Annotated in this window: 26 protein-coding genes; 18 read left to right on the top strand and 8 right to left on the bottom strand. The window is 28.2% G+C overall.

Features of this window, described 5'->3' with window-relative positions; all coding sequences use genetic code 11:
• Positions 1 to 9: 9 nt before the first annotated feature.
• Genes JFY71_RS03690 through JFY71_RS03675 form a run of 4 tightly spaced genes read right to left on the bottom strand, consistent with a single transcriptional unit; the run spans position 10 to position 2792 of the window.
• The gene (locus JFY71_RS03690) at positions 10 to 594 is read right to left on the bottom strand and encodes an NADH:ubiquinone reductase (Na(+)-transporting) subunit E (RefSeq protein ID WP_243661699.1); all 585 of its coding nucleotides are present in this window, start codon (positions 592 to 594) and stop codon (positions 10 to 12) included.
• Positions 594 to 1211, bottom strand: a complete 618-nt coding sequence (locus JFY71_RS03685) for an NADH:ubiquinone reductase (Na(+)-transporting) subunit D (protein WP_243661698.1) — start codon at positions 1209 to 1211, stop codon at positions 594 to 596. The genes JFY71_RS03690 and JFY71_RS03685 overlap by 1 nt, the downstream gene beginning before the upstream one ends.
• Position 1212: 1 nt before the next feature.
• A complete protein-coding gene (locus JFY71_RS03680; RefSeq protein ID WP_243661697.1) occupies positions 1213 to 1821 on the bottom strand; it encodes an RnfABCDGE type electron transport complex subunit G in 609 nt (202 codons plus the stop codon).
• A complete protein-coding gene (locus JFY71_RS03675) occupies positions 1821 to 2792 on the bottom strand; it encodes an RnfABCDGE type electron transport complex subunit D (RefSeq protein ID WP_243661696.1) in 972 nt (323 codons plus the stop codon). The genes JFY71_RS03680 and JFY71_RS03675 overlap by 1 nt, the downstream gene beginning before the upstream one ends.
• A 624-nt stretch (positions 2793 to 3416) precedes the next feature.
• Between JFY71_RS03675 and JFY71_RS03670 the strand changes: the two genes are divergently transcribed.
• The gene (locus JFY71_RS03670) at positions 3417 to 3626 is read left to right on the top strand and encodes a TOBE domain-containing protein (RefSeq protein WP_243661695.1); all 210 of its coding nucleotides are present in this window, start codon (positions 3417 to 3419) and stop codon (positions 3624 to 3626) included.
• A gap of 194 nt (positions 3627 to 3820) precedes the next feature.
• Complete coding sequence (locus JFY71_RS03665) at positions 3821 to 4603, top strand: PGN_0703 family putative restriction endonuclease (RefSeq protein WP_243661694.1); 783 nt, start codon at positions 3821 to 3823, stop codon at positions 4601 to 4603.
• 38 nt (positions 4604 to 4641) lie between these two features.
• On the opposite strand, the gene JFY71_RS03660 is transcribed toward JFY71_RS03665, so the two are convergent.
• Positions 4642 to 5463: a NifB/NifX family molybdenum-iron cluster-binding protein gene (locus tag JFY71_RS03660; RefSeq protein WP_243661693.1), complete on the bottom strand. Its 822-nt coding sequence runs from the start codon at positions 5461 to 5463 to the stop codon at positions 4642 to 4644.
• 355 nt (positions 5464 to 5818) lie between these two features.
• On the opposite strand from JFY71_RS03660, the gene JFY71_RS03655 reads away from it, so the two are divergent.
• From JFY71_RS03655 to JFY71_RS03625, 7 genes are all read left to right on the top strand, one after another.
• A complete protein-coding gene (locus JFY71_RS03655; RefSeq protein ID WP_243661692.1) occupies positions 5819 to 6937 on the top strand; it encodes an ATP-NAD kinase family protein in 1119 nt (372 codons plus the stop codon).
• A gap of 77 nt (positions 6938 to 7014) precedes the next feature.
• Positions 7015 to 7449, top strand: coding sequence for a hypothetical protein (locus JFY71_RS03650; RefSeq protein ID WP_243661691.1), 435 nt, complete (start codon positions 7015 to 7017; stop codon positions 7447 to 7449).
• Positions 7450 to 7543: 94 nt separating this feature from the next.
• Positions 7544 to 8266 carry a GntR family transcriptional regulator gene (locus tag JFY71_RS03645; protein ID WP_243661690.1) on the top strand — a complete coding sequence of 241 codons (723 nt, stop codon included), beginning with the start codon at positions 7544 to 7546 and terminating at the stop codon, positions 8264 to 8266.
• A gap of 76 nt (positions 8267 to 8342) precedes the next feature.
• Positions 8343 to 9077 carry a sugar isomerase domain-containing protein gene (locus JFY71_RS03640; protein ID WP_243661689.1) on the top strand — a complete coding sequence of 245 codons (735 nt, stop codon included), beginning with the start codon at positions 8343 to 8345 and terminating at the stop codon, positions 9075 to 9077.
• A gap of 17 nt (positions 9078 to 9094) precedes the next feature.
• Positions 9095 to 9376, top strand: coding sequence for a PTS sugar transporter subunit IIB (locus tag JFY71_RS03635; protein ID WP_243661688.1), 282 nt, complete (start codon positions 9095 to 9097; stop codon positions 9374 to 9376).
• Positions 9377 to 10714 (top strand): PTS ascorbate transporter subunit IIC, encoded by a 1338-nt coding sequence (locus JFY71_RS03630; protein WP_243661687.1) that lies wholly within the window; start codon positions 9377 to 9379, stop codon positions 10712 to 10714.
• Positions 10715 to 10723: 9 nt separating this feature from the next.
• Positions 10724 to 11173 carry a PTS sugar transporter subunit IIA gene (locus tag JFY71_RS03625; RefSeq protein WP_243661686.1) on the top strand — a complete coding sequence of 150 codons (450 nt, stop codon included), beginning with the start codon at positions 10724 to 10726 and terminating at the stop codon, positions 11171 to 11173.
• 150 nt (positions 11174 to 11323) lie between these two features.
• On the opposite strand, the gene JFY71_RS03620 is transcribed toward JFY71_RS03625, so the two are convergent.
• Complete coding sequence (locus JFY71_RS03620) at positions 11324 to 11629, bottom strand: rhodanese-like domain-containing protein (RefSeq protein ID WP_243661685.1); 306 nt, start codon at positions 11627 to 11629, stop codon at positions 11324 to 11326.
• Between the two features lie 40 nt (positions 11630 to 11669).
• A complete protein-coding gene (locus JFY71_RS03615; protein ID WP_243661684.1) occupies positions 11670 to 12320 on the bottom strand; it encodes a GntR family transcriptional regulator in 651 nt (216 codons plus the stop codon).
• Between the two features lie 170 nt (positions 12321 to 12490).
• Here JFY71_RS03615 and JFY71_RS03610 point away from each other — a divergent pair, with 170 nt between their 5' ends.
• Positions 12491 to 13870 carry a tyrosine phenol-lyase gene (locus JFY71_RS03610; protein ID WP_243661683.1) on the top strand — a complete coding sequence of 460 codons (1380 nt, stop codon included), beginning with the start codon at positions 12491 to 12493 and terminating at the stop codon, positions 13868 to 13870.
• A gap of 130 nt (positions 13871 to 14000) precedes the next feature.
• Positions 14001 to 14501, top strand: a complete 501-nt coding sequence (locus JFY71_RS03605; protein ID WP_243661682.1) for a GNAT family N-acetyltransferase — start codon at positions 14001 to 14003, stop codon at positions 14499 to 14501.
• 25 nt (positions 14502 to 14526) lie between these two features.
• On the opposite strand, the gene JFY71_RS03600 is transcribed toward JFY71_RS03605, so the two are convergent.
• Positions 14527 to 15609 (bottom strand): helix-turn-helix domain-containing protein, encoded by a 1083-nt coding sequence (locus tag JFY71_RS03600; RefSeq protein ID WP_243661681.1) that lies wholly within the window; start codon positions 15607 to 15609, stop codon positions 14527 to 14529.
• Positions 15610 to 15797: 188 nt separating this feature from the next.
• On the opposite strand from JFY71_RS03600, the gene JFY71_RS03595 reads away from it, so the two are divergent.
• The 7 genes from JFY71_RS03595 (at position 15798) to JFY71_RS03565 (ending at position 21974) form a co-directional block, all read left to right on the top strand.
• A complete protein-coding gene (locus JFY71_RS03595) occupies positions 15798 to 16601 on the top strand; it encodes a class I SAM-dependent methyltransferase (protein ID WP_243661680.1) in 804 nt (267 codons plus the stop codon).
• A 31-nt stretch (positions 16602 to 16632) separates the two neighbouring features.
• The gene (locus JFY71_RS03590; protein ID WP_243661679.1) at positions 16633 to 17313 is read left to right on the top strand and encodes a TIGR00266 family protein; all 681 of its coding nucleotides are present in this window, start codon (positions 16633 to 16635) and stop codon (positions 17311 to 17313) included.
• Between the two features lie 92 nt (positions 17314 to 17405).
• Positions 17406 to 18617, top strand: a complete 1212-nt coding sequence (locus tag JFY71_RS03585) for a GspE/PulE family protein (protein WP_243661678.1) — start codon at positions 17406 to 17408, stop codon at positions 18615 to 18617.
• Complete coding sequence (locus tag JFY71_RS03580; RefSeq protein ID WP_243661677.1) at positions 18607 to 19692, top strand: type II secretion system F family protein; 1086 nt, start codon at positions 18607 to 18609, stop codon at positions 19690 to 19692. Before JFY71_RS03585 ends, JFY71_RS03580 begins: the two co-directional genes overlap by 11 nt.
• A gap of 10 nt (positions 19693 to 19702) precedes the next feature.
• Positions 19703 to 20074, top strand: coding sequence for a prepilin-type N-terminal cleavage/methylation domain-containing protein (locus tag JFY71_RS12085; RefSeq protein ID WP_275955191.1), 372 nt, complete (start codon positions 19703 to 19705; stop codon positions 20072 to 20074).
• Between the two features lies 1 nt (position 20075).
• Positions 20076 to 20795 (top strand): prepilin peptidase, encoded by a 720-nt coding sequence (locus tag JFY71_RS03570; RefSeq protein ID WP_243661676.1) that lies wholly within the window; start codon positions 20076 to 20078, stop codon positions 20793 to 20795.
• An 18-nt stretch (positions 20796 to 20813) separates the two neighbouring features.
• Positions 20814 to 21974 (top strand): hypothetical protein, encoded by a 1161-nt coding sequence (locus tag JFY71_RS03565; protein WP_243661675.1) that lies wholly within the window; start codon positions 20814 to 20816, stop codon positions 21972 to 21974.

The raw sequence follows: 21974 nt of genomic DNA, 5'->3' as shown, positions 1-21974 counted from the left end.
TTTCTCCTCCTATGATATTTGTACTATACCAGAGAATCCTATAAATGCCATTGCCATTATTCCTGTTATTATAAGGGTTATTGGAGCTCCTCTAAGTCCTTCAGGTAATGCATTTTCATTTATTCTGGACCTTATTCCAGCCATAGAGATTATTGCAAGAGCCCATCCTAAACCTGACCCTATTGCAAAGCCAACTGTTTGTAAAAAGTTATATTGTCTTATAACCATAAATAAAGAAACTCCAAGAATTGCACAGTTAACTGTAATTAATGGTAAAAATATTCCTAGTGCATAATATAAATTTGGTATGTATCTTTCTAATACCATTTCCAAAAATTGCACAAAGGCAGCAATGGAAATTATAAATACTATAAATCTTAAGTATTCAATATTGAACATTACCATTAATTCGTATAGGAAATAATTTATTATTGTTGTTACCGTTATAACAAAAGTTACGGCTACTCCTAGCCCTGTAGCTGTTTCAACTTCTTTACTTACAGCAACAAAGGAGCACATTCCCAAGAAATTACTAAATATCATATTGCTTGTAAATATAGAAGCAAAGAATATTACTAATGGATGTATTGTCATTATTTTTTAGCTCCTTTCTTTTTATTTCGTATATTATAAGCTATCCACATAATTATAGGTAATATGAAGAAAGCTCCAGGTGGCATTACCATCATTGTCCAAGGAGTAAAGGATTGTGGAAGTATTCTTATTCCAAATAAAGAACCAAATCCTAGTAATTCCCTAACAAAAGCAACTAGTAAAAGTACAATTGTATAGCCAATTCCTGAAATAAAACCGTCTACAAAAGAAGGTATTGGTTTATTAGCTATGGCAAAGGCTTCTGCTCTACCCATTATTATACAGTTGGTAATTATTAAACCAACATAAGGTCCTAAAGTTTTACTCATTTCCGGCATATATGCTTTTAAGAAAATATCTACTATTATTACATAGAAGGATATTACAAATACCTGTACCATCATTCTTATATGTTTAGGTGTAATATTTCTCAACAAAGATATTGTTAGGGAAGAGAAGGCTGTTACTACAGCTAATGCTATTCCCATTACCAATGAATTCATAGCAAGATTAGTAACTGCAAGGGTTGAACAAAGCCCTATAACTTGTACTAAAACAGGATTATCATATAATAATGCATCGGAAATTATTTTTTTATAATTGGTTTTTCCTGCCATACTACACTTCCTTTCTTGTATTTATAAAGTTCATTATATCTTCGTTAATCATATTTGTAACAAAGGTAGATGTTTGAGTTGCACCTGTAATAGCATCAATATTTCCGCCAGGAGCAGGTTTGTTAATTACAATTTCTCCTGATGAAGAATCAGAAATATCGAGATTTCTAAATTGCTCTTTATATTCAGGTTCGGAAATCCTACCTCCTAGTCCAGGAGTTTCCTCTTGTTTAATAAATTCAATTCCTGTTACTGTTTTTAAATCTGATTTTATTCCAAGATATCCGTCAATACTACCCCAAAGTCCAGGTCCGTCAAAGGGAACTGCATAGGCAACGTTTTCACCGTTTTCTTCTTGGATATATAATTTTTTACCTTCATAATCTTCTTCTTTAATATTTTCATTAAAAATAGAATCTATTTCCTGAGGTGTTGCTTCTTCCGGCAAAATATTAAATACAGAAAGTATTTTTTCTTGTAATTCAATTTTTTGATTAAATTCAATTACCGGTAAAGATACTTCATTTATTACTGCCAAAAGAAATGTTAGTATTCCGGCTAAAAGAACCATAAAAACCACAGGAAAAATCATGCTTTTTTTCTTAGCCATTATACCACCGCCTCTTTTGATTTTTTATTAGCTTTTCTTTGTCTTACAACATAGTCAATTATTGGTGCAAAGGTGTTACCCATTAAAATGGCAAACATCATACCACCGGAGAATAGTGCAAAACCTCTAATTATTACAGTTACTATTCCTATAATAAGTCCATAAATCCACTTTCCAGGAACGGTTTTTGCAGCAGAAATAGGATCTGTTGCCATAAATACTGTACCAAGTAAAAAACCACCAAGTAACATTCCATAAATAGGGTTAGGTATTGTTTCTACTCCCATAAGATTTAAAATCCCAGATAAAACTGAAAAACCTAATACAGAACCTGCCATTATTTGCCAAGAAGCAACTTTTTTATAAATTAAGTAAATAGCAGCTAAAATTATTAGAACTTTTGAAGTTTCTCCAATAGCCCCTGAAACATTTCCTATTAATAAATCGGAAATATTTGTTAAAACACCTTCATTTCTAAAAGCTAACATTGGCGTAGCTGTTGATAAGGCATCGATATGAGGTAAGGTAAAAGCACCGAAACCTCCAGGTAATCCTTTAGCAGCTTCATTCCAAGCAATTGTTAATGGGTTTGGAAAATTAATATAGATAAAAACACGACCAACTAAGGCAGGATTAAAAATATTTTTACCAAAGCCACCAAAAACCATTTTTCCAAAGAATATTCCGAAAGCGATTCCTACTGCGGAAATCCAAAATGGTAACGATACCGGCAATGTCATAGTATAAAGAATACTGGTAATAATTACCGCTTCAGAGATTTTTTTCCTTTTATACAATTTAACTTCACACAAATATTCAATAACCATTGCAACAAATAAGTTTAATAATAGCAAGGCCAATACTCTCCATCCAAAATTATAAATAGAAAAAAGACTTATAATTATTAATGGAATTAATACTGTACGCATCATTTTTTGTTTAGTAAAGTATTTTTCATATAAATTTTTCATATTATTCACCTCCTAAATTAATATAAGTAAGTTAATTAATACTATTAGTAGAAAATATATTAATAATAACCATACCTACTTAAAATAATTGTATCATGATTATCATAAATGTTAAGATTTCAATAGGTTAAATTTTAAAATTCAAGTAATTAAAATAGTTAATAAAAGATGAAAAAATTTAAATTAAAGTAATTTTTTTATATTTTTATTAAAATTAAAGTTTAAAATCTATTTTAAATATAGAAAAATCAAATTAAATTTAAGTCTTTAATATAGATTCTTTAAAATACAATAAAGAAAAAGAAAGTAGGAAAGCTTTAAAAACCAATGTTATATGAAAGATAAGAATATTATTTTCAATTAGATTTTGGAAGATTGTTAATTACTGTAATAAAAAAATATATAAAAAAATAAATCTTAATTTTTTAATATAAAAATCTGCTTTTTAAATAAATGAGAAATTTTTACATTTTTGAAACAATTACAAAACTAATAAAATATTAATAATACTAGCTAAGGTCTATTATTAAATTAAAACTATTAAATTTAAGGAGGTGTAGGGTTTATAAAAAAATATTTGAGGTATGAAATATATGTATACTAAAGAAAGAGAGGAGAGATTTAATGAAGTTAAGTGCAAGAAATCAATTAAAGGGAAAAATAGTAGAAATAGAAAAAGGTGCCGTAAATGGAATTGTAAAAATTGATATTGGTGGGGGAAATATTGTTTCTTCAACAATTTCCATGAGTGCAATTAAGGAGCTAAATTTAGAAGTAGGAAAAGAAGCTTATGCTATTATTAAGGCAACTTCTGTTATGGTAGGAATTGATTAAAATAAAACTTATAAAGCAGTCTGAAGAAAAATTTCAGACTGCTTTTTTTCGTGGGAACACTTCTCTAGTGGTAAATAATATTTTTTTGTCTTATAATTATATAAGGTAGTAATTTTTGAATTTAATTTGGGGTAATAAAATATTTTGTTATTTTAAAATGTTTTATTTTGCTGCGTTAATAATTGGAGAATAATATGAGATATACAGAATTTAACAAGAGAGTTAAAAAACATCTAACAAACTATAAGAACAATGTTTTAAGAATTAAGGAAAATGGTTTATACAAGGGAGAAGAAAAAGGACATATTCTACCAGGGAAAGTAGAGAGTAATTTTTTAAGTGATACATATTCTCTGTATACAAAATACTGTAATGAAAATAGATTAAATACATATTCAAATCACTTAAATTCATCACAAATAATGTGCATGAACTTCTTTTTACCTTTATTTAATGAGGAAGAAATCTTTAATAGAATGATTTCGGAAATACTAGGGGTTAATCAAGAGGATTTAGGAAAAATCGTAGATATTTTCTGTAATGCTATGCATAATGAAAAGTATCAATTTGATATATATATAGAATATTCCGGTGGATATAAGGTATTTATTGAAACAAAATATAGTGAAGAAAATTTTAGAACTTTTCAAGGGAAAGACAAAGACCAAGCTTGGGAAGAAAGATACAAGGATTTATTAAATAGTAGTCTATATTTAAAGGATTTAGAAAAAGAAGTTTTTTATAAGGACTACCAAATTTATAGAAATATTGGTTTAATAAAAGATGAAAAGGATTATGTTATATTTTTGTATCCTTTTGATAATGAAAGAATAAGAAATAAATTAAAAGAATTCAAACTAGAGCAAGTTAGAGAAGTTGACTGGAATTCTATTACTTATGATGTATTAAAATTATTAAAGGATACGGACCTTGAAGAATATTATAAAGAATTTTCAATGAAATATTTAAATTATTAAAAAATAGTCCAACATATTTAAAGTTGGACTATTTTTCTTTATTTGTTGTTATTACAATTACGCATTCTTTCAGATCTTCTTTCATGACGATGTTCTTGGCGATTATCTTTTCTTTGATTATGTCCGTGACAACCTTCTTCACCATGTTGGTGTTTGTGGTTATGACATCCGCCTTCACCATGTTTATGTTGGTGATTATGTTCATGGTGATGGTTGCAATTCGCCTTGCCAGTTAAAGGAAGTTGTCCTTCTATAAAGGATTTAACCTGAGCATCTGCTTCGCCGGAAGCTCCAGAATAAATTGCAATTCCTGCTTCTTGTAATGCATTTACTGCACCACCGCCAATACCTCCACAAATTAAGGTATTAACCTTATTTTCTACTAGGAAATCAACTAAGGCACCATGACCACTTGCAGGTGTTTGTACGATTTCCTGTTTAATAATATTTCCATTTTCTATTTCGTATATTTTAAAATTAGGTGTTCTTCCAAAATGAGGAAAAACTTGGTTGTTTTCATAAGTTATAGCTACTTTCATTTTATTCATCCCTTCAATATTTTCTATTTCTGTACTATAATTTCCGCCTTTAATTATCAGTGGTAAGGATTCAACAATTGACCTTGAAACCTTTTTTCTTGCTGCTTGTAATAGAGTTTGAACTGTTTGTCGTGACACATCCATAGACTCTGAAGCTTCTTGTTGGGAAAGACCTAAATAATCTACAAGTCTTAAGCTTTCCCATTCCTCTAAATGTAAATGAATAATAGATTCAGAAGAAATTTCAAAATCCTCTACTGGACTTAACATAGTGTAACGAGGTTTTGCTCTTACAATTTTATTACTAATTTTTCTAGCCATAATCACCTCTTAGACTTTATTATTGGCATATGCTAATAATAATACCTTTATTGGTTTTTGTCAAGTAAATTTTCAATATTTGACTTTTGCAACATAAAAAAATTTCTTTATGTATATAATAGTAATACTAGATATAGATATTTTAGAAGAAATATTTATAAATATAGGTGTAGATATTTAATTTTGGGTATAATAATAAACTATGCTAGAAAAATAATTATAATATTATTTAATAGTTTAAAAATTGTATGTAAAAATAATATGGAACAAAAGAGGGTTTTAGCTGTTTTAGATTGTTAAAAAGATGTATAATTGTATTTAAATAGATTTTAGTAACATTACTATGGAGGGGAAAATGAAACTAGGTTTAATAATAAATCCTGTTGCAGGAATAGGTGGATCTGTTGGTTTAAAAGGCAGTGACGGTGAAGAAGTACAAAAACTTGCACTAGAAAAAGGGGGAACTTATCAAGCTAATAAAAAAGCTAAAATAGCTTTAAATCAAATTAAAGATTATATTGATAAAGTTACTTTTATTACAGGTTTTGGAGAAATGGGAGAAAATGCTTTAAAAGAATTAGGCTTTTCCTATAAGGTAGTTGGAGAAAATAAAGAAAAAACAACCTTTGAAGATACTGAAAATTTAGCAAAAGAAATGGTTAAAGAAAATATAGATTTACTTGTTTTTGCAGGTGGAGATGGTACAGCAAGAAATATATTTAATGCTGTTGAACTTTCTGTTCCATGTGTAGGTATTCCTGCAGGTGTTAAAATTCATTCTGCAGTATATGCAAATAATCCTAAAGATGCAGGTCTTGTTATTAAGGAATTTATAAAAAACCCTAAGGATTTAAAAATAGAAAACTCCGAAGTAATGGATATAGATGAAGATAAATTTAGGCAAAACATAGTAGAGGCTAAATTATATGGTTATTTACAAGTTCCTAGAATACAAAATTTAATGCAAGGTTCAAAATCGCCGGGAAGTTCAAGTGAAGATGAAATAGAGGGAATGTCAGCCGAAATAGAAGACCGTATAAAAGCCGGAAATGAAGATACTTGTTATATATTTGGGACAGGTGGTACAACCTATGCTATTTTAAAAGATTTAGGCTTTGAGGGAAGTTTACTAGGAGTAGATATTTTATATAAAAATGAACTTGTTATTAAAGACGGAACAGAAGGAGAAATCTATGATTTTATTAAGGACAAGGAAGTAAAATTAATAGTTACTGCAATTGGTGGTCAAGGACATATTTTTGGAAGAGGTAATCAACAACTTAGTCCAAGAGTATTAAGAAAAGTTGGAAAGGACAATATTTGGATAGTTGCCTCCCATAGTAAATTATATGGAATACCCGACAGCTTTTTAAGAATAGATACATCAGACGAAGAACTGGACAAGGAACTTTCAGGTTATTACAAGGTAATAATGGACTGGAAAAGAATAATAGTTTATAAAGCTCAAGGATAAAAGGGACCTTTTGGTCCTTTTTTTAATATTAAAAATGATATACTATAAATAATAAATACTAAAAGGGAGAAAATTATATGGAATATGTTTTTATTTACAGTATTGCTTTAATACTGGTATTAATTACAGAAATATCTAATTCTAAAATTGAAATACCAGGAAGAAGATTTAACCTTAAAAGAATAATTGCTTTTATTTTTCTAATGGGATTTACCTTAGTTATATATTATTTTTCAAGAGATGTTTATTTATTAATGCCAATTGCATTTATGGCTTCTGTAATTAGTTTCTTTAAAATTGGAATTAGAAAAGATGGAATACAGGGCTATAGTAGGGTGTTTTTAAAAGCAAAAAATATTTCTAAAGCTATTTTAAAATATGATAATAAAAATATTTATTTAGTTGCCTTGGGGAAAAAGGGGTCTGATGCTACATTAGAATTTAGTATAAAATATAAAGAAGAAGTTATTAACTGGTTTAAAAAACATAATATTGCTTTAGATATAAGATAAATTATAAGGGAATTAATATTGATTAGATATAAAACATATTGACAAATAAAACAAAAGGTTATATCATCATTATGAGTAGAAGAAAGGTGTAGGTATGGTGAACTTAAATTTAAAAATTCCAAGATATGCAAAAGTAGCAGCTGATATGGAAGAAAAGATAAATTCAGGAGTATGGGAGAAAGGTAGTATAATTCCATCAGAAAAAGAATTAGAAAAAATATATGGAGTTTCTCGCACAACTATAAGAAAAGCTGTTTCAGAATTAGAAAGCAATAATAAATTGAGAAAAGTACAAGGTAAAGGAACTTTTGTAACGTTAGGAAGTATTATACAAAATCTTAAACAAATATATGTTTTTTCAGAAGAAATGCGTAAATTGGGGAAAGTTACATCAACTGTTTTTGTAGGAATTGAGGTTATTAAAGATCCTAAGATTGCGAAAAAGTTGTCTTTAAATGAAAATGAAGAAATAATTGAATTAAAAAGATTACGGTGTGATGAAAGTGATGAGGCATTAATGTATGAAAGAACTTATTTTTCAAAATTAGAACATGAGTATTTGTTAAAAGTAGATTGGAACAGTAGACAACTATACAAATTTCTTGAAGAAGAAGCTAACATACATATAGATAGGGCAACTGAAAGGTTCAAAGCATGTTCTCTAACAGTTGATGAAGCAAAAAAATTAGGTGCAAAAGTGCAAGATTATGGGCTATTAATAAGAAGATTATCATATTCAAACAATAAAATTATTAGTTATTCTATAATCACGGCTAAAGGTGATAGTTTTGAATTTGAAGTAGAATTAAAAATATAAAATCTTACATAATAACATCATTACGACACGATGTTATTATGAGATATACAATTATAATATAATAGGGGATGATGTAATGTTAAATGAGAAGTATTTTGAAATTGTAAAGAAACAGCTAGAAAAACAGTATATTGAGGAAAAAGAATCTGTGGAAAAAGCGGCTGAAATATGTGCAGAATCTATAATGAATAATAGATTAATACATGCATATGGATGTGGGCACTCACAAATGTTTTCTATGGAAATTTTTTATAGAGCGGGTGGGTTGGTTCCTGTTAATGCTTTATTAATACCACACTTAGCTTTATTTCCAAAAGCGAAATTATCTACATTACAAGAAAGGATAGAGGGTTTTTCTGATGAATATTTAAAATTAGTTAATACAAATGAAAACGATTCAATAATAATAGTTTCAATTTCAGGAAGAAATGCTGCAGTAATTGATATGGCCTTAGCATGTAAGGAAAGAGATATTAAAGTTATAGCTTTAACTTCAAAGAACTTTTCTGAAGGTGTAGAATCCAGACATTCTAGTGGTAAAAAACTTTCAGATGTTGCAGATGTTGTAATCGATATAAAATGTGTAAAGGGTGATGCTGTGTTAGAGAAAGATGGGTTAGGGACAAAATTTTGTGGAACATCTACAGTGCTTGGAATGTTTACTATGCAAAGTATAATAGCAAGAACAGTAGAAATTTGTGTTGAAAATGGATTTAAGCCTCCTATATATGTGAGCTCAAACTTAGATGAAGGAGATGAAATTAATAAACAATATATTAAAAAATATTCTTCATTAATAGAAAATCTATAATTAATAAGGAGGAAAGTATGTTATATATAATTACAGTTTGTGGATTAGGAATGGGCTCAAGTTTAATTATGAAAATGACAGCTGAAACAGCGTTAAAAAATCTAGGATTAAAAGCAAATATTGAACATTGGGATATGGGGACAGTAAAAGGTAAGCCAAGAGATATACTAATAACAACTTATGAATTTAAAGATAATTTTAAAGATGAATCAGATGTTGTATTTGTTCATAATATTGTGGATGTAGAAGAAATGCAAGAAGGTATACAAAACATACTTGAGAAAAAAGGAGAAAAATAAATGTTGGATTTTTTGTTACAATTAATACAAACCCCTGCAATTATTCTTGCTATTGTCGCATTAATTGGATTAGTACTACAGAAGAAGAATGCCAGCGAGGTATTTTCAGGAACAATAAAAACTGCATTAGGTATGCTTATGCTATCAGCAGGTTCATCAATTATAGTGCAAGAGATATCACCTTTTGTAGACTTATTTCAAACAGTTTTTAATCTAGATGGATTTGCAACATCATCAGAAGCTGTTGTTGGAGCAATGCAGACAGCTATTCCAGTAATTGCAAGAACTTCTGCATTAATTATGGCAGTAGGATTTATTGTTAATGTAGTTTTAGCTAGAGTGACTCCATTAAAATACATATTTTTAACCGGGCATATGATGTGGATTTTATCAGTAACTATAGCTTATGGATTTTATATAAATGATTATAATGAATCTATAACAATTTTAGCAGGTTCAATTTTACAGGGAATGTTAATGGTTATTTTACCAGCAATAGCACAACCAATTGTTAAAAAAATTACAAAATCAGATAATATTGCTTATGGACACCTAACGACTGTTGGAGTAGTTGCATCTGCATATATAGGAGGTGCCTTAGGAAACAAGAATAAGGATGCTGAAGAAGTTGAGTTACCAAAATCATTAAGTTTTTTTAAAGATACATCTATATCAGTATCGATAGTGATGTTAATATTCTATTTGTTCATCATTATAAGTGCAGGTCCAAAAGTTGTTTCAGAAATGGCGGGTGAACAAAATTATATAGTATATGGAATTTTAAAAGCCTTAGGTTTTACTGTTGGAATTTTAGTGTTACTACAAGGTGTAAGATTGTTTTTAGGGGAATTAGTGCCTGCCTTTAAGGGTATATCAGATAAATTAGTACCGGGTGCAAGACCTGCTTTAGATGTTCCAGCTTTATTTGGATTTGCTCCAAATTCACTAATGATAGGTTTTATTTCCTCAGTAATTGGTATGTTAATAGCAATGTTAGTTTCATCTATAGTATTTAAAGCAGTACCATTGGTTTCTATAATAGGTGGATTTTTTACTGGAGGTATAGCAGGAATAATGGGGAATGCTACAGGTGGACGTAGAGGTGCTGTAATATCAGGATTTGTATATGGCTTTATATTAATTATTTTATCTGCATTTGTATATGGGATATTTGATTTTGGAGCTGTAGGTTCTACAGGTGTAGGACAAGATTGTATAGATGCTATGATATTGATGATTTTATTTAAACAACCAATAATTGGCATAGGTATAATAATTGCTTCCTTTATATTGTTAAGTATATTGGAGATTAAACGAAAGAAAAAAAACAATAAGTAGGAGAAATGAATGTTATCTTTAAAAAATATAGGTATAGAGGATGTAAGTATAAATATATATGCTAAAAACTGGGAGGATGCAATAGAAAAGGCATCTAAAAAAATGCTTGATAGGGGGGATATAACTAGAGAATATGTTACATCTATGATTAATAATGTAAGAAAATTTGGACCTTATATAGTTATGACAAAAAATGTTGCATTAGCACATGCTAGGCCAGAAGATGGAGCAAAGGTTACATCATTACATTTTTCAACTTTAATACCAGAAATAGAGTTTGGTAGCAAAGAAAATGATCCCGTTAAATTATTAATAGTATTATCTGCGAAAGATACAGATAGTCATATTAAATTATTGGCTGAATTATCAAAAATTTTAGCAAATTCAGAAGTAATAAAAATGTTAATAAATACAGATAGTGATGAAACTTTTGTTAAAATAATAAAAGATTATGTATAATTCTAAAGATTCAAATAGATAAGAATTTAATTTGTTTTAAATAGATTATAAAAGATATTCCTGAAGAATGTAAAGTAAAAGAATCTGTGAAATAGTTTTTCATGCACAAACTATTTCACAGATTCAATAATTATCTACCTCCCACTCTATTTAATCCGAAACTAATTCACCTTTCCAGGACATAATTCCACCATTTAAATTAATTGCTTTAAAATTCTTTGAATTACAAAGGAACTGACAAGCCCTACTAGACCTCATACCACTTTTACATATAATATAGTAAATTTCATCTTCTTTAAAATCCATACATTTCTCTTCAATATACTTTAAAGGAATATTAATTGAGTTTTTAATATGTCCTCTTTTAAATTCATTTTCATCTCTGACATCAATTATATTTATTTTTTTTTTTTCCATTAATAATTCTAAATCTAAAGCCGATATTGTATTGTCCATTTTGTCTCCTTAGGTTATTAATTTTCTAATAATTATAGAATTAATAGTATTTTTTAAATATTTCATCTGCATGATCATAATGTTTTTCTATAGATAACAATGTTTTATTTAAATTATTATCTATAAAATTTTCGGAAATTTCTTCATGGCATTCTAGAGATTGTTGCCTGTGAATAATTTTTGCTTCATTATTATAAATTGCATCTAAAGATCGTACAGCCATTTCAAATAAAACATTGTATTGGTTATATATTTTAATTAAAAATTCATTATTGGAATATTCAAAAAACAATTTGTGAAAACAATAGTCATAATAAAAATATTTGTCTGTATTTAAATATTCTTTTTGAATTTTCAAAAGCTCTATTAATTTCTTATCCAGTTCCTTTTTGTTTTTATGTTTTATAGACAGGGTAATAGACCCGGATGTAATTATTTGCATTAATTCATTAATTTCCTTTGTTTTATCGTAGTCTAAAGTTATTACTTCAGCACCGGCACGAGTAATTTTATAAATTAATCCATCTTGTTCTAATCTATTAATTGCATCTCTAATTGGACTGGAACTAACATCAAAACGTTCCTGTAAATCCTTGTTTACAAGAATAGAACCATTTTTTATTTTATTTGTAAAAATATCTTTTCTTATTGCTTCATATATTTGTTCATTTAAGCTAAGTTTATTAATCATATTTACTCCAATCCTTTATTATATAGAATTATAGCATTAGAGAAAATGCAAATCAATTAATTATAATATTAATATCTATTGATTATTTTAAATTTTATGATATTATAAGGACATAAGTATAATGCATTATGCATTAAAAAAGATTTTATAATTACATAGGAGGAATTTATATGGACTATTCAAAATATCCAGCAGAGCCGTTTAAAATTAAAATGGTTGAACCAGTGGCAGTTGTTGACAGAGAAGAAAGAGAAAGAGTGGCAAAAGAAGCAGGCTATAATACATTTTTAATACCTTCAAAAGATGTATATATTGATTTACTTACAGATAGTGGAACTAATGCTATGAGTGACAGACAATGGGCTGGTATGATGTTAGGAGATGAAGCCTATGCTGGAAGTAGAAATTTTGAGCATTTAGAAGAAACCGTTAAGGAACTACTAGGTGTAAAACATATTATTCCAACCCATCAAGGTAGAGGTGCTGAAAATATATTATCATCTATAGCAATTAAACCGGGACAATATGTTCCAGGAAATATGTACTTTACTACTACAAGATATCATCAAGAGCATAATGGTGGAATATTTGTAGATGTAATTAGAGATGAAGCCCATGATGCAGCAATAGATATTCCTTTTAAAGGGGATATAGATATAAGTAAATTAGAAAAGTTAATAGATGAAAAAGGTGCTGAAAACATTGCCTATGTTTGCCTAGCAGTAACAGTAAACCTAGCTGGTGGACAACCGGTGTCTATGAAAAACATGAGAGAAGTTTCAGAACTTTGTCATAAACATGGAATAAAAGTATTTTTTGATGCTACAAGATTTGCAGAAAACGCATATTTTATTAAAGAAAGAGAAGAAGGCTACGAAAATAAAACAATAAAAGAAATCGTTCACGAAATGTTTAGCTATTCAGATGGAGCTACAATGAGCGGGAAGAAAGATGGTATTGTAAATATTGGAGGGTTCCTAGCTTTAAACGATGAAGAATTATTTATGGATGCTAAAGAATTAGTAGTTGTTTATGAAGGTATGCCATCATATGGTGGAATGGCTGGAAGGGACATGGAAGCTTTAGCAATAGGCCTAAGAGAATCTATGCAGTATGAATATATAAGATACAGAGTTTTACAGGTAAGATATTTAGGCGAAAGATTAAAAGAAGCAGGTGTTCCTATTGTTGAGCCAGTAGGTGGTCATGCAGTTTTCTTAGATGCTAGAAGATTCTGTCCTCATTTAAGTCAGGAACAATTTCCGGCACAAGCCTTGGCAAATGAGTTATTTTTAGAATCCGGTGTAAGATCAATGGAAAGAGGAATTGTGTCTGCCGGTAGAGATATTAAGACCGGTGAAAACCATAAACCAAAATTGGAAACTGTTAGACTTACTATTCCAAGAAGGGTTTATACCTATAAACATATGGATGTTGTGGCTGATGCAGTAATTAAATTATACAATCATAAAGAAGATATAAGAGGCTTAAAATTTGTTTATGAGCCTAAACAATTAAGATTCTTTACTGCAAGGTTTGACTATATATAATATTATAAAAAAATAAAACAAAACACATTTCTAAGGAAAAATAAATTAACTTGGAAATGTGTTTTTTATTTGTGAAATTTTATATTCTTTTGCTGTATAATATTATTAAATATTATATAGGAGATTTAATATGTTAAGATATACAAATGCAAAGGATGTAGACAGTGTTTTAGAAATATATAAAATGGCTTCAGAATCGTTAAAAACTGATGGTGTAGACCAGTGGCAAAATGAAGGACCTAACAAATCCACTTTAATTAAGGATATGGAAATGGAATATTCCTATGTATTAGAGGAAAAGGGAGAAATAAAAGGTACGGCAGCTATTATTTTCGATGGAGAAAAAACCTACGATTTGATTTTTAATGGTAACTGGTTAAATGAAGAGGAGTATTGTACAATACACCGTTTTGCTGTAAATGTTAATTATAGACAAGAAGGCAATGCCGGAAAAATGTTAAGGAAAATTGAAAAAATATGCCTTTCAAAAGGTATTTATAATATTAGAATTGATACCCATGAAGATAATTTTAAAATGAGGAATTTTTTAGAGAAAAATGGATTTTTAGAATGTGGGAGAATTTTCCTAAGAAATGGTGATTTAAGAGTAGCCTACCAAAAGGTCTTATAAAATTTAAAAGGAAAAGAAAGTAGCCTTAATTGCTACTTTCCAGTTTTTCTAATTCCTCTTCATATTTATTTATTAATTCATCAAATTCTATACTATTTCTTAAAAAATCATATTCTTTTGAAGTTTTTAATTCATTTAACATGGCATTTAAAAATATATTCCTAAATTCCTTACTATTGTAATTCTCTTTTATCGGTATATTTTTATATAGTCTGGAGTTTTTGAAGTCGATGATTTCACTGCCTAAAGTAACTAAAGAGTTTAAATATTCTAAAGTTTTTTCAATGTTTTTTTCTTCCATTGCCAGTTCTAAAAAGCCTGATTTCATACAGCTATTTGGCATTTCCAAAAGCTCCATTAATTTATCAGCGAGTTTAGCAAAGTAATTTGCATCTTCCATGTTATTTTGTAAGGCGGAAATTTTCATTAGTGAAGAAATATACAATTGTAGATTCATGGCCGTGTAGTAGATTTTAGACTCCAGTGTTATTAAGGCCTTGTTATAGTTTTTTTGTTTTACATAGAGTTCAGTTTGTAATATTGTCTTATTAACTGAAGGGTTTTCAGTATGGAGTTTGTTTATTAATTCCTCAGCTTTTTCTAATTCATCATTGTCTATATATTTTGGAATTAACATTGCATATACTATTTCTCTAATTTGTATATCCTTACTATTAATTAGCTTATATAACAAATTATCCAGTTCTACTTCATATTTTTTGGAATTTTCATTAGGATAACTCATTAATGCACCTTTTAACATAAGTATTAAATTAAATAATAGTAGTTCACTATTAGGATATTCTGAAATTTTATCCATTGCCATTTCATAGCCCTTGTCAAATCCTTCCTTGTCAATTACTTGCATTATTTCATTTCCTAAAATGATAATTTCTTCTTCTGTTAAACTATCCTTAAAGGAAAGTAAGGTATTCATATCCACTCCAAGTAGTCTACCTAAGGCTGGAAGTAGGGTAATGTCAGGATGACTTATTCCACTTTCCCATTTATTTACTGCTGGAGTAGAAATATTTAAAATATTAGCTACTTGTTCTTGGGTAAGTCCTTTTTCTATTCTTTTACTTCTAATAATTTCATTAATTTTCATCTTGAACCTCCTAAAATCAAATAGCTATTTGTTAATATAATCTTATCAACGAAGAGAATCTTTTACAATTGAAATAAAATTAACTTTTAATATAATAATTTAACTAAAAGTTAACACATAGATAATAAAAATGAAATAGTATAGAATAGAGGTGTTTAAATAAGTTTTAGGGTAGGAGGAAATGGAAAATGGAAATGGATTTTGACAGTATTTGTAAAGTAGAGGATGAACAGGAAAAAATTAATAGGATATATGATGCTTTTGATGAGGATAAGAGACTAAGTAACAAGTCTGGAAGTATAGAATTTTTAACAACGGTAAAATACATAAAAAAATATTTAAAGTACTCTGATAATATTTTAGACCTAGGGGCAGGTACAGGTATTTATAGTCTTTATTTTAATAAACTTGGTCATGAAGTTACCGCTGTAGAATTAGTTGAAAAACATTGTAACATTATTAATGAAAAATCAAAGGAAAAAATAAAAGTCGTTAATTCAGATGCCTTATCCTATATGAAAACTCTACCAGACGATTCTATGGATATAATTTTTTGCTTTGGACCAATGTACCATATGGAAGATTATAATGAAAGATTAGAATTATTAAAGGAATGTAAAAGAGTAATAAAAGAAGAGGGGAAAATATTTATTTCCATTATTAATAACGACATGGTAAATATTACTGAAACCTTTATTTACAGAGGTCCAAGGCATTTAACAGAAGATAAATTTTACCAAAAGGATTTCAAGTTAAAGAACATTCCCTTTGTATTTCACACAATAGACGAATTTAAGGAAATGGTCTTAGATTCAAATCTTAAGCTTTTAAATATAATAGCACAGGATGGAGTTATGGAATTATTTGTAAATGAAATTAATGAATTTACTGAAGAAGAATTTAATAAATGGTTAGAATATCATTTTTATATTTGTAAAAAACCAGAAATGCAGGGAATTTCAAATCATAATCTATTTATTTGTGAAAAATAATATAAATATAAATTAAAAAAGGGAGAGTCTTATGGAATATGAAATTTTAGGTGATAATTTACCGGTAGTTGTATGTAATTTGGAAGATGGTGAAAGTGTAATTTCTGAAGGTGGTGGTATGAGCTGGATGTCACCTAATATGAAAATGGAAACAACTACTAGAGGGGGAGTTGGAAAAGCCTTTGGAAGAATGTTTTCCGGAGAAAAGATGTTTCAAAATAGATATACTGCTAAAAATGGTCCGGGAATGATAGCTTTTGCATCAAGTTTTCCAGGAAGTATTATGACATTTAATATTTCTCAAAATAAAGATATAATTGCACAAAAAAGAGCTTTTTTGGCTTGTGAAGAAGGAGTAGAACTTTCAGTGTTCTTTAACAAGAAAATATCTGGTGGATTTTTTGGCGGTGAGGGTTTTATAATGCAAAGACTTTCAGGTGAAGGATTGGCCTTTATTGAAATTGATGGTCATGCAATAGAATATACACTAGAAGAAGGACAATCTATTGTTGTAGATACAGGTCATTTAGCCACTATGGATTCAACCTGTAGTTTAGAGGTGAAATCCGTACCGGGAGTGAAAAATATTTTGTTTGGCGGAGAAGGTCTTTTTAATACAATTGTAACTGGACCAGGTAGAGTTATATTACAGTCTATGCCTTTAAGTAATATTGCAGGTGCAATAGGTTCTGTACTTCCTTCAAGTAATTAAATATTTAAAATAAAAACACAAAGCTTTCCTTTTATTGTGATAGTATTATATTAAAAGGCTTTTGTGTTTTTTACTTTTTATTAGGAGGAAAAATGTTTTCAAAAAAGATTTTAGAATCCAAAGAAGAAATTAATATTGTAGAAGAGATAAATGATTTAATAAACAATGCAATTAAACAAAATGCTTCAGATATACATATTGAACCTTTAAAGGATAAAGTTCGTATTAGATACAGGGTTGATGGAAAATTATTTACAACAAAAAGTTACGATTTAAAAGAAATATCTAAAATTACAACAAGAATTAAAATTATGTCAAAATTAAATGTAGCAGAAAAGAGAATTCCACAAGATGGAGGTTTTAAATACAGCCTTACTAACAGGGATGTTGATATTAGAGTATCTACTATTTTAACCATATATGGAGAAAAAATAGTTTTAAGGATTTTAAATAAAGATGAGGCTAATGTTAGTTTAGATAAATTAGGAATTAGTAAGGAGGATATATCTTTAATAAGAAATATTTCCAATGTAGAAAATGGATTAATCTATTTAACAGGGCCAACCGGTTGTGGTAAAAGCACGACATTATATTCTGTTATTAAAGAACTAAATAAAGAGGACATTAATATTATTACTGTAGAAGATCCTGTTGAATTTAAAATAGATGGGGTTAATCAAATTCAAATAAATGAAGCAGCAGGGATAGGTTTTTCAAATACTTTAAAGTCCATACTTCGTCAGGATCCGGAAATAATTCTAGTTGGAGAAACAAGGGATAGGGAAACTGCAGAAATATCTGTTAGGGCAGCTATAACAGGCCATAGGGTTTTTAGTACCTTACATACAAGTGATTCCTATTCAGCAATAATCAGGTTGTTAGATATGAATATAGATGACTATTTAATTAAAGCATCTTTAAAGGGAGTGTTATCTCAAAGGTTAATAAGAAATCTTTGTAATAACTGTAAAGAAAAAGTTTTAGTAACAGAAGAACAAAAGGAGATTTTGAAAAATATAGATAGAGTTGAAGTTCCTAAATATATTTATAAACCGGTTGGTTGTAGTAAATGTAATAATGGATACCTAGGAAGAAAAGCCGTAATGGAAATACTTCCAATAGATAGTGATTTTAGAAATATTATAAGAAAAAACATTGACTTAGATAAATTAAGAAACTTAGGAAGGGAAAAAAATATTAAAAATTTACTACAAAAAGCCCTAGTACATTTATATAATGGAACTACTTCTTTTGATGAATTAATGAATTTGTCATTAAATATGGAGTTTAAAAATGGAGATTAGCAAAATAAAGGAAATTTTAAACAAGCCAATTTACTTTTCTTTAAACAAAAGACATTTGTCAATATTTCTAAAACAATTTGCTGTACTTTTAACAAGTGGTATTACTCCGGATCAAGCTATTTATATTTTAAAGGACCAAAGGGAAATAAAGAGTTTAAATTACTCCTTAAATATTATTTATAATGATTTAAATAATGGTGATTACTTAAGTTTAGCTTTTTCTAAACATAAAATATTTGACGATTTTTTAATTACAATGATAAAAACAGGGGAAGAAAGTGGAAAGCTTTCTACAGTGTGTGATAAATTAGCAGAATATTATGAAAAAGAAGATGAAATATCAAAAAAGATTAGAGGAGCTTTAACCTATCCGCTTATTTTGTTTATTACTAGTATAATAGTGTTGTTTTTTGTTTTTAAATATGTAATGCCAACGTTTACAGCATTATTTGAAAGTAGTAATATGGCCTTACCATTTTTAACTAAGTTGTTAATTAAGATAAGTGAATTTATTAATAAAAATTTTATAATAATTATTATTGTTGCAGTATTAACAATAATTTTGTTTATTGTTGGTTTAAGGAAGAACAAAGCCTTTAAAAAAAGAATTGATTATATAAAAATAAAATTTCCAATTATAGGGAAAAATTATATAAAAATATTAACAGGAAGAATAGCAAGAGCCTTGTCTATTTCCTATTTAAGTGGAGTGGACTTTATAGAGTCTTTGGAAATTATTTCTTTAGGAACAGATAATCTTTATTTACAGGAAAAATTAGAAAATGCAATTTATGAAATAAAACAGGGTACAAGTATTAATGAGGCTTTTAATAATACTAATATTTTGCCACAATTGTTTAATTCTATGATTGAAGTAGGAGAGGAAACAGGACAGCTAGGTGAAATATTAGAAATAATATCAAAATATTATAAAAATGAGTCGGATTATGCAATAGATTCCTTGCTAAGAATTTTCGAACCAATAGTTATAATAGTAATGGCTTTATTTGTAGGGGCTATAGTTATATCCATAGCTGTACCGATGTTTGACATAATAAATAATTATAATTACTAGGAGGATTTTTGTGAATAGATTTAAAAATAAGAAGTTCAAAGGGTTTACATTAATAGAACTAATAGTAGTAATAGCAATACTTGCAATTTTAGCTGCAATAGCAATTCCAAAATACAAGGAATCAAGACAAAAAAGCCTTGTAACTGCTCACAATTCAAATGTAAGAATACTGGAGTCGGCTGCATTAAATTACATAGCAAATGATGGTGGCAAGGATGTAACTTGGGAAGGACCAGACAGTGCCAAGGAATACATTGCAGAATACCCTAAAGTTCCAAAGGGAATTAAAGGATTAGAGGGAAAAGGAGACAATTACTATATAGTAAAAATAACTGCTACTGGCGATGTTACAGTAGATCCTGGTAAAATAAAAGAAGAATAAGATGATGTTTGTTTTTTATTTTTTAATAGGTATAGTAGTAGGTTCTTTTATTAATGTTTTTATTGACAGAACAATAGCCGGAAGGTCTTTAATATACCCTCCATCAATTTGTGACAATTGTCATAAAAAATTAAAGGCATATAATTTAATACCTATTTTTAGTTATATATTTCAAGGGGGAAGATGTAGCTTTTGTAAAAATAAGATAAAAATACAGTATCCTATAATTGAAATTATTTGTGGTCTAATATATGTAATCATTATTTATTTAGTGGATAATTTTATATTAGGGATAGTTGTTTCTACGGTTATTTCCTTATTACTGGGTATGTCTATAATAGATATTAAAACGAAAAACATATACATTAAGCATTTAGTAATACTTTTTATCCTGTGTTTTGGAATGGGTTTTAGTAGATACTGGATAAAAATAGATATAGTAATAAAGTCTATTTTTTTAGTAATAACACTATTATTAGGTTATATTTTATCAATAAAAAACAAGGCAGGTTTTGGAGATTTTATTTTAATAGCCATTTTAACCACAAGTATGTACTTTAATGAAATATCGATTTTTTTCCTTAACATAGGAATAATAGGCTTAATAATAGGTGTAGTTTTAATTACAAAAAAGAAAAATCTGAAATATGAAATACCCTTTGTTCCAATTATTTCATTATCATATTTTTCTACTATATTGCTGGAGTTGTTAAAATTTTAAGAATAGGACGGAACTACAATGAGAAAATCCATTAAAATTCTATTAATAATTATAATTTCTGTTGGGTTATTGGTTTCATGTAAGTCAAAAGAAAAAGTAAAAACAGTAGAAAAAGAAGAATCAACAATAAAAGAAGGAAAAATAGAATATTCTGTATCAGAATATAAACTTCCTCTTATAGAAAACCGGGAAAGTTATGTATTTAAAGCCTTTAAAAACAAATTATATATTCTAGTAGATTATCCAACAACTGAAAGTGACGAGGAATTAAATTCAGATACCCGTATTAATGAAAACGAAAGGCTAATAATATATGACTTTCAAAATGAAACAGTTATAAGGACAATAGAACTAGAACGTAATATAAAAATTTTGGATTTAATAGTAGACAGTGGTGATATTTTTATTTCCTATGAAGTATTAAATTTTAAAGATGAAAATACGGTAAGAGAAACGACGGAATATAATCCTACGGATATAACTTCAAATACAATAAATAGATATAAAACCAAAAATAATATAGCAAGAATAGAAGAGGATGGAACATTTAAAATTATAGATGAAAATTATATAGATAGATACCGTTCAAAACTTGTAAAAATAAATGGCGATATTTATTATTCCTATGAAAATGAAGGTTATCTAGGAATAAGAAAAATAAAAGACGATAGGCCAGTAGATTTTTATCAATTTGAATATGAAGTAGATAATAATATCTATTCAAACACCAATAATATTTTTGCACTAGTCAATGAAAGCAAAGGTTCCTATTTCTATTCTATAGATGAAAATGGGGAAATAGAAAAAGCCTATATTGAAGGACAAGAGCAACTTTATGACTACAACTTTCTTGAAAATGGAATACTAGCATCCTATACAGATTTAAACGATGGGGAAAGAACTAAATTTATGTTTATAAATTTAAGAGATGAAAGAGCTAGGAAAAAAATATATGATAAGGAAATTCTCTATGGGTTTATTACTAATAATACCGACAATTGTCTAATGTTGGATACGGCTAGAAAACTACATTACTTGTATATAAAAGAGGATAGATTATATGAGGTCTTATTAGACGAGTTTAGTGGAAACCACCTACAATTATTAGAAAATGAAAGTACAAGATATGGCCTAATAGATACAGATAGAAATATTTATTTGGATATATATTTTGAATAA

The organism is Miniphocaeibacter halophilus (assembly GCF_016458825.1).
In the GTDB taxonomy this organism is placed as follows: domain Bacteria; phylum Bacillota; class Clostridia; order Tissierellales; family Peptoniphilaceae; genus Miniphocaeibacter; species Miniphocaeibacter halophilus.
This window is presented reverse-complemented; position numbering and strand designations above follow the sequence as displayed.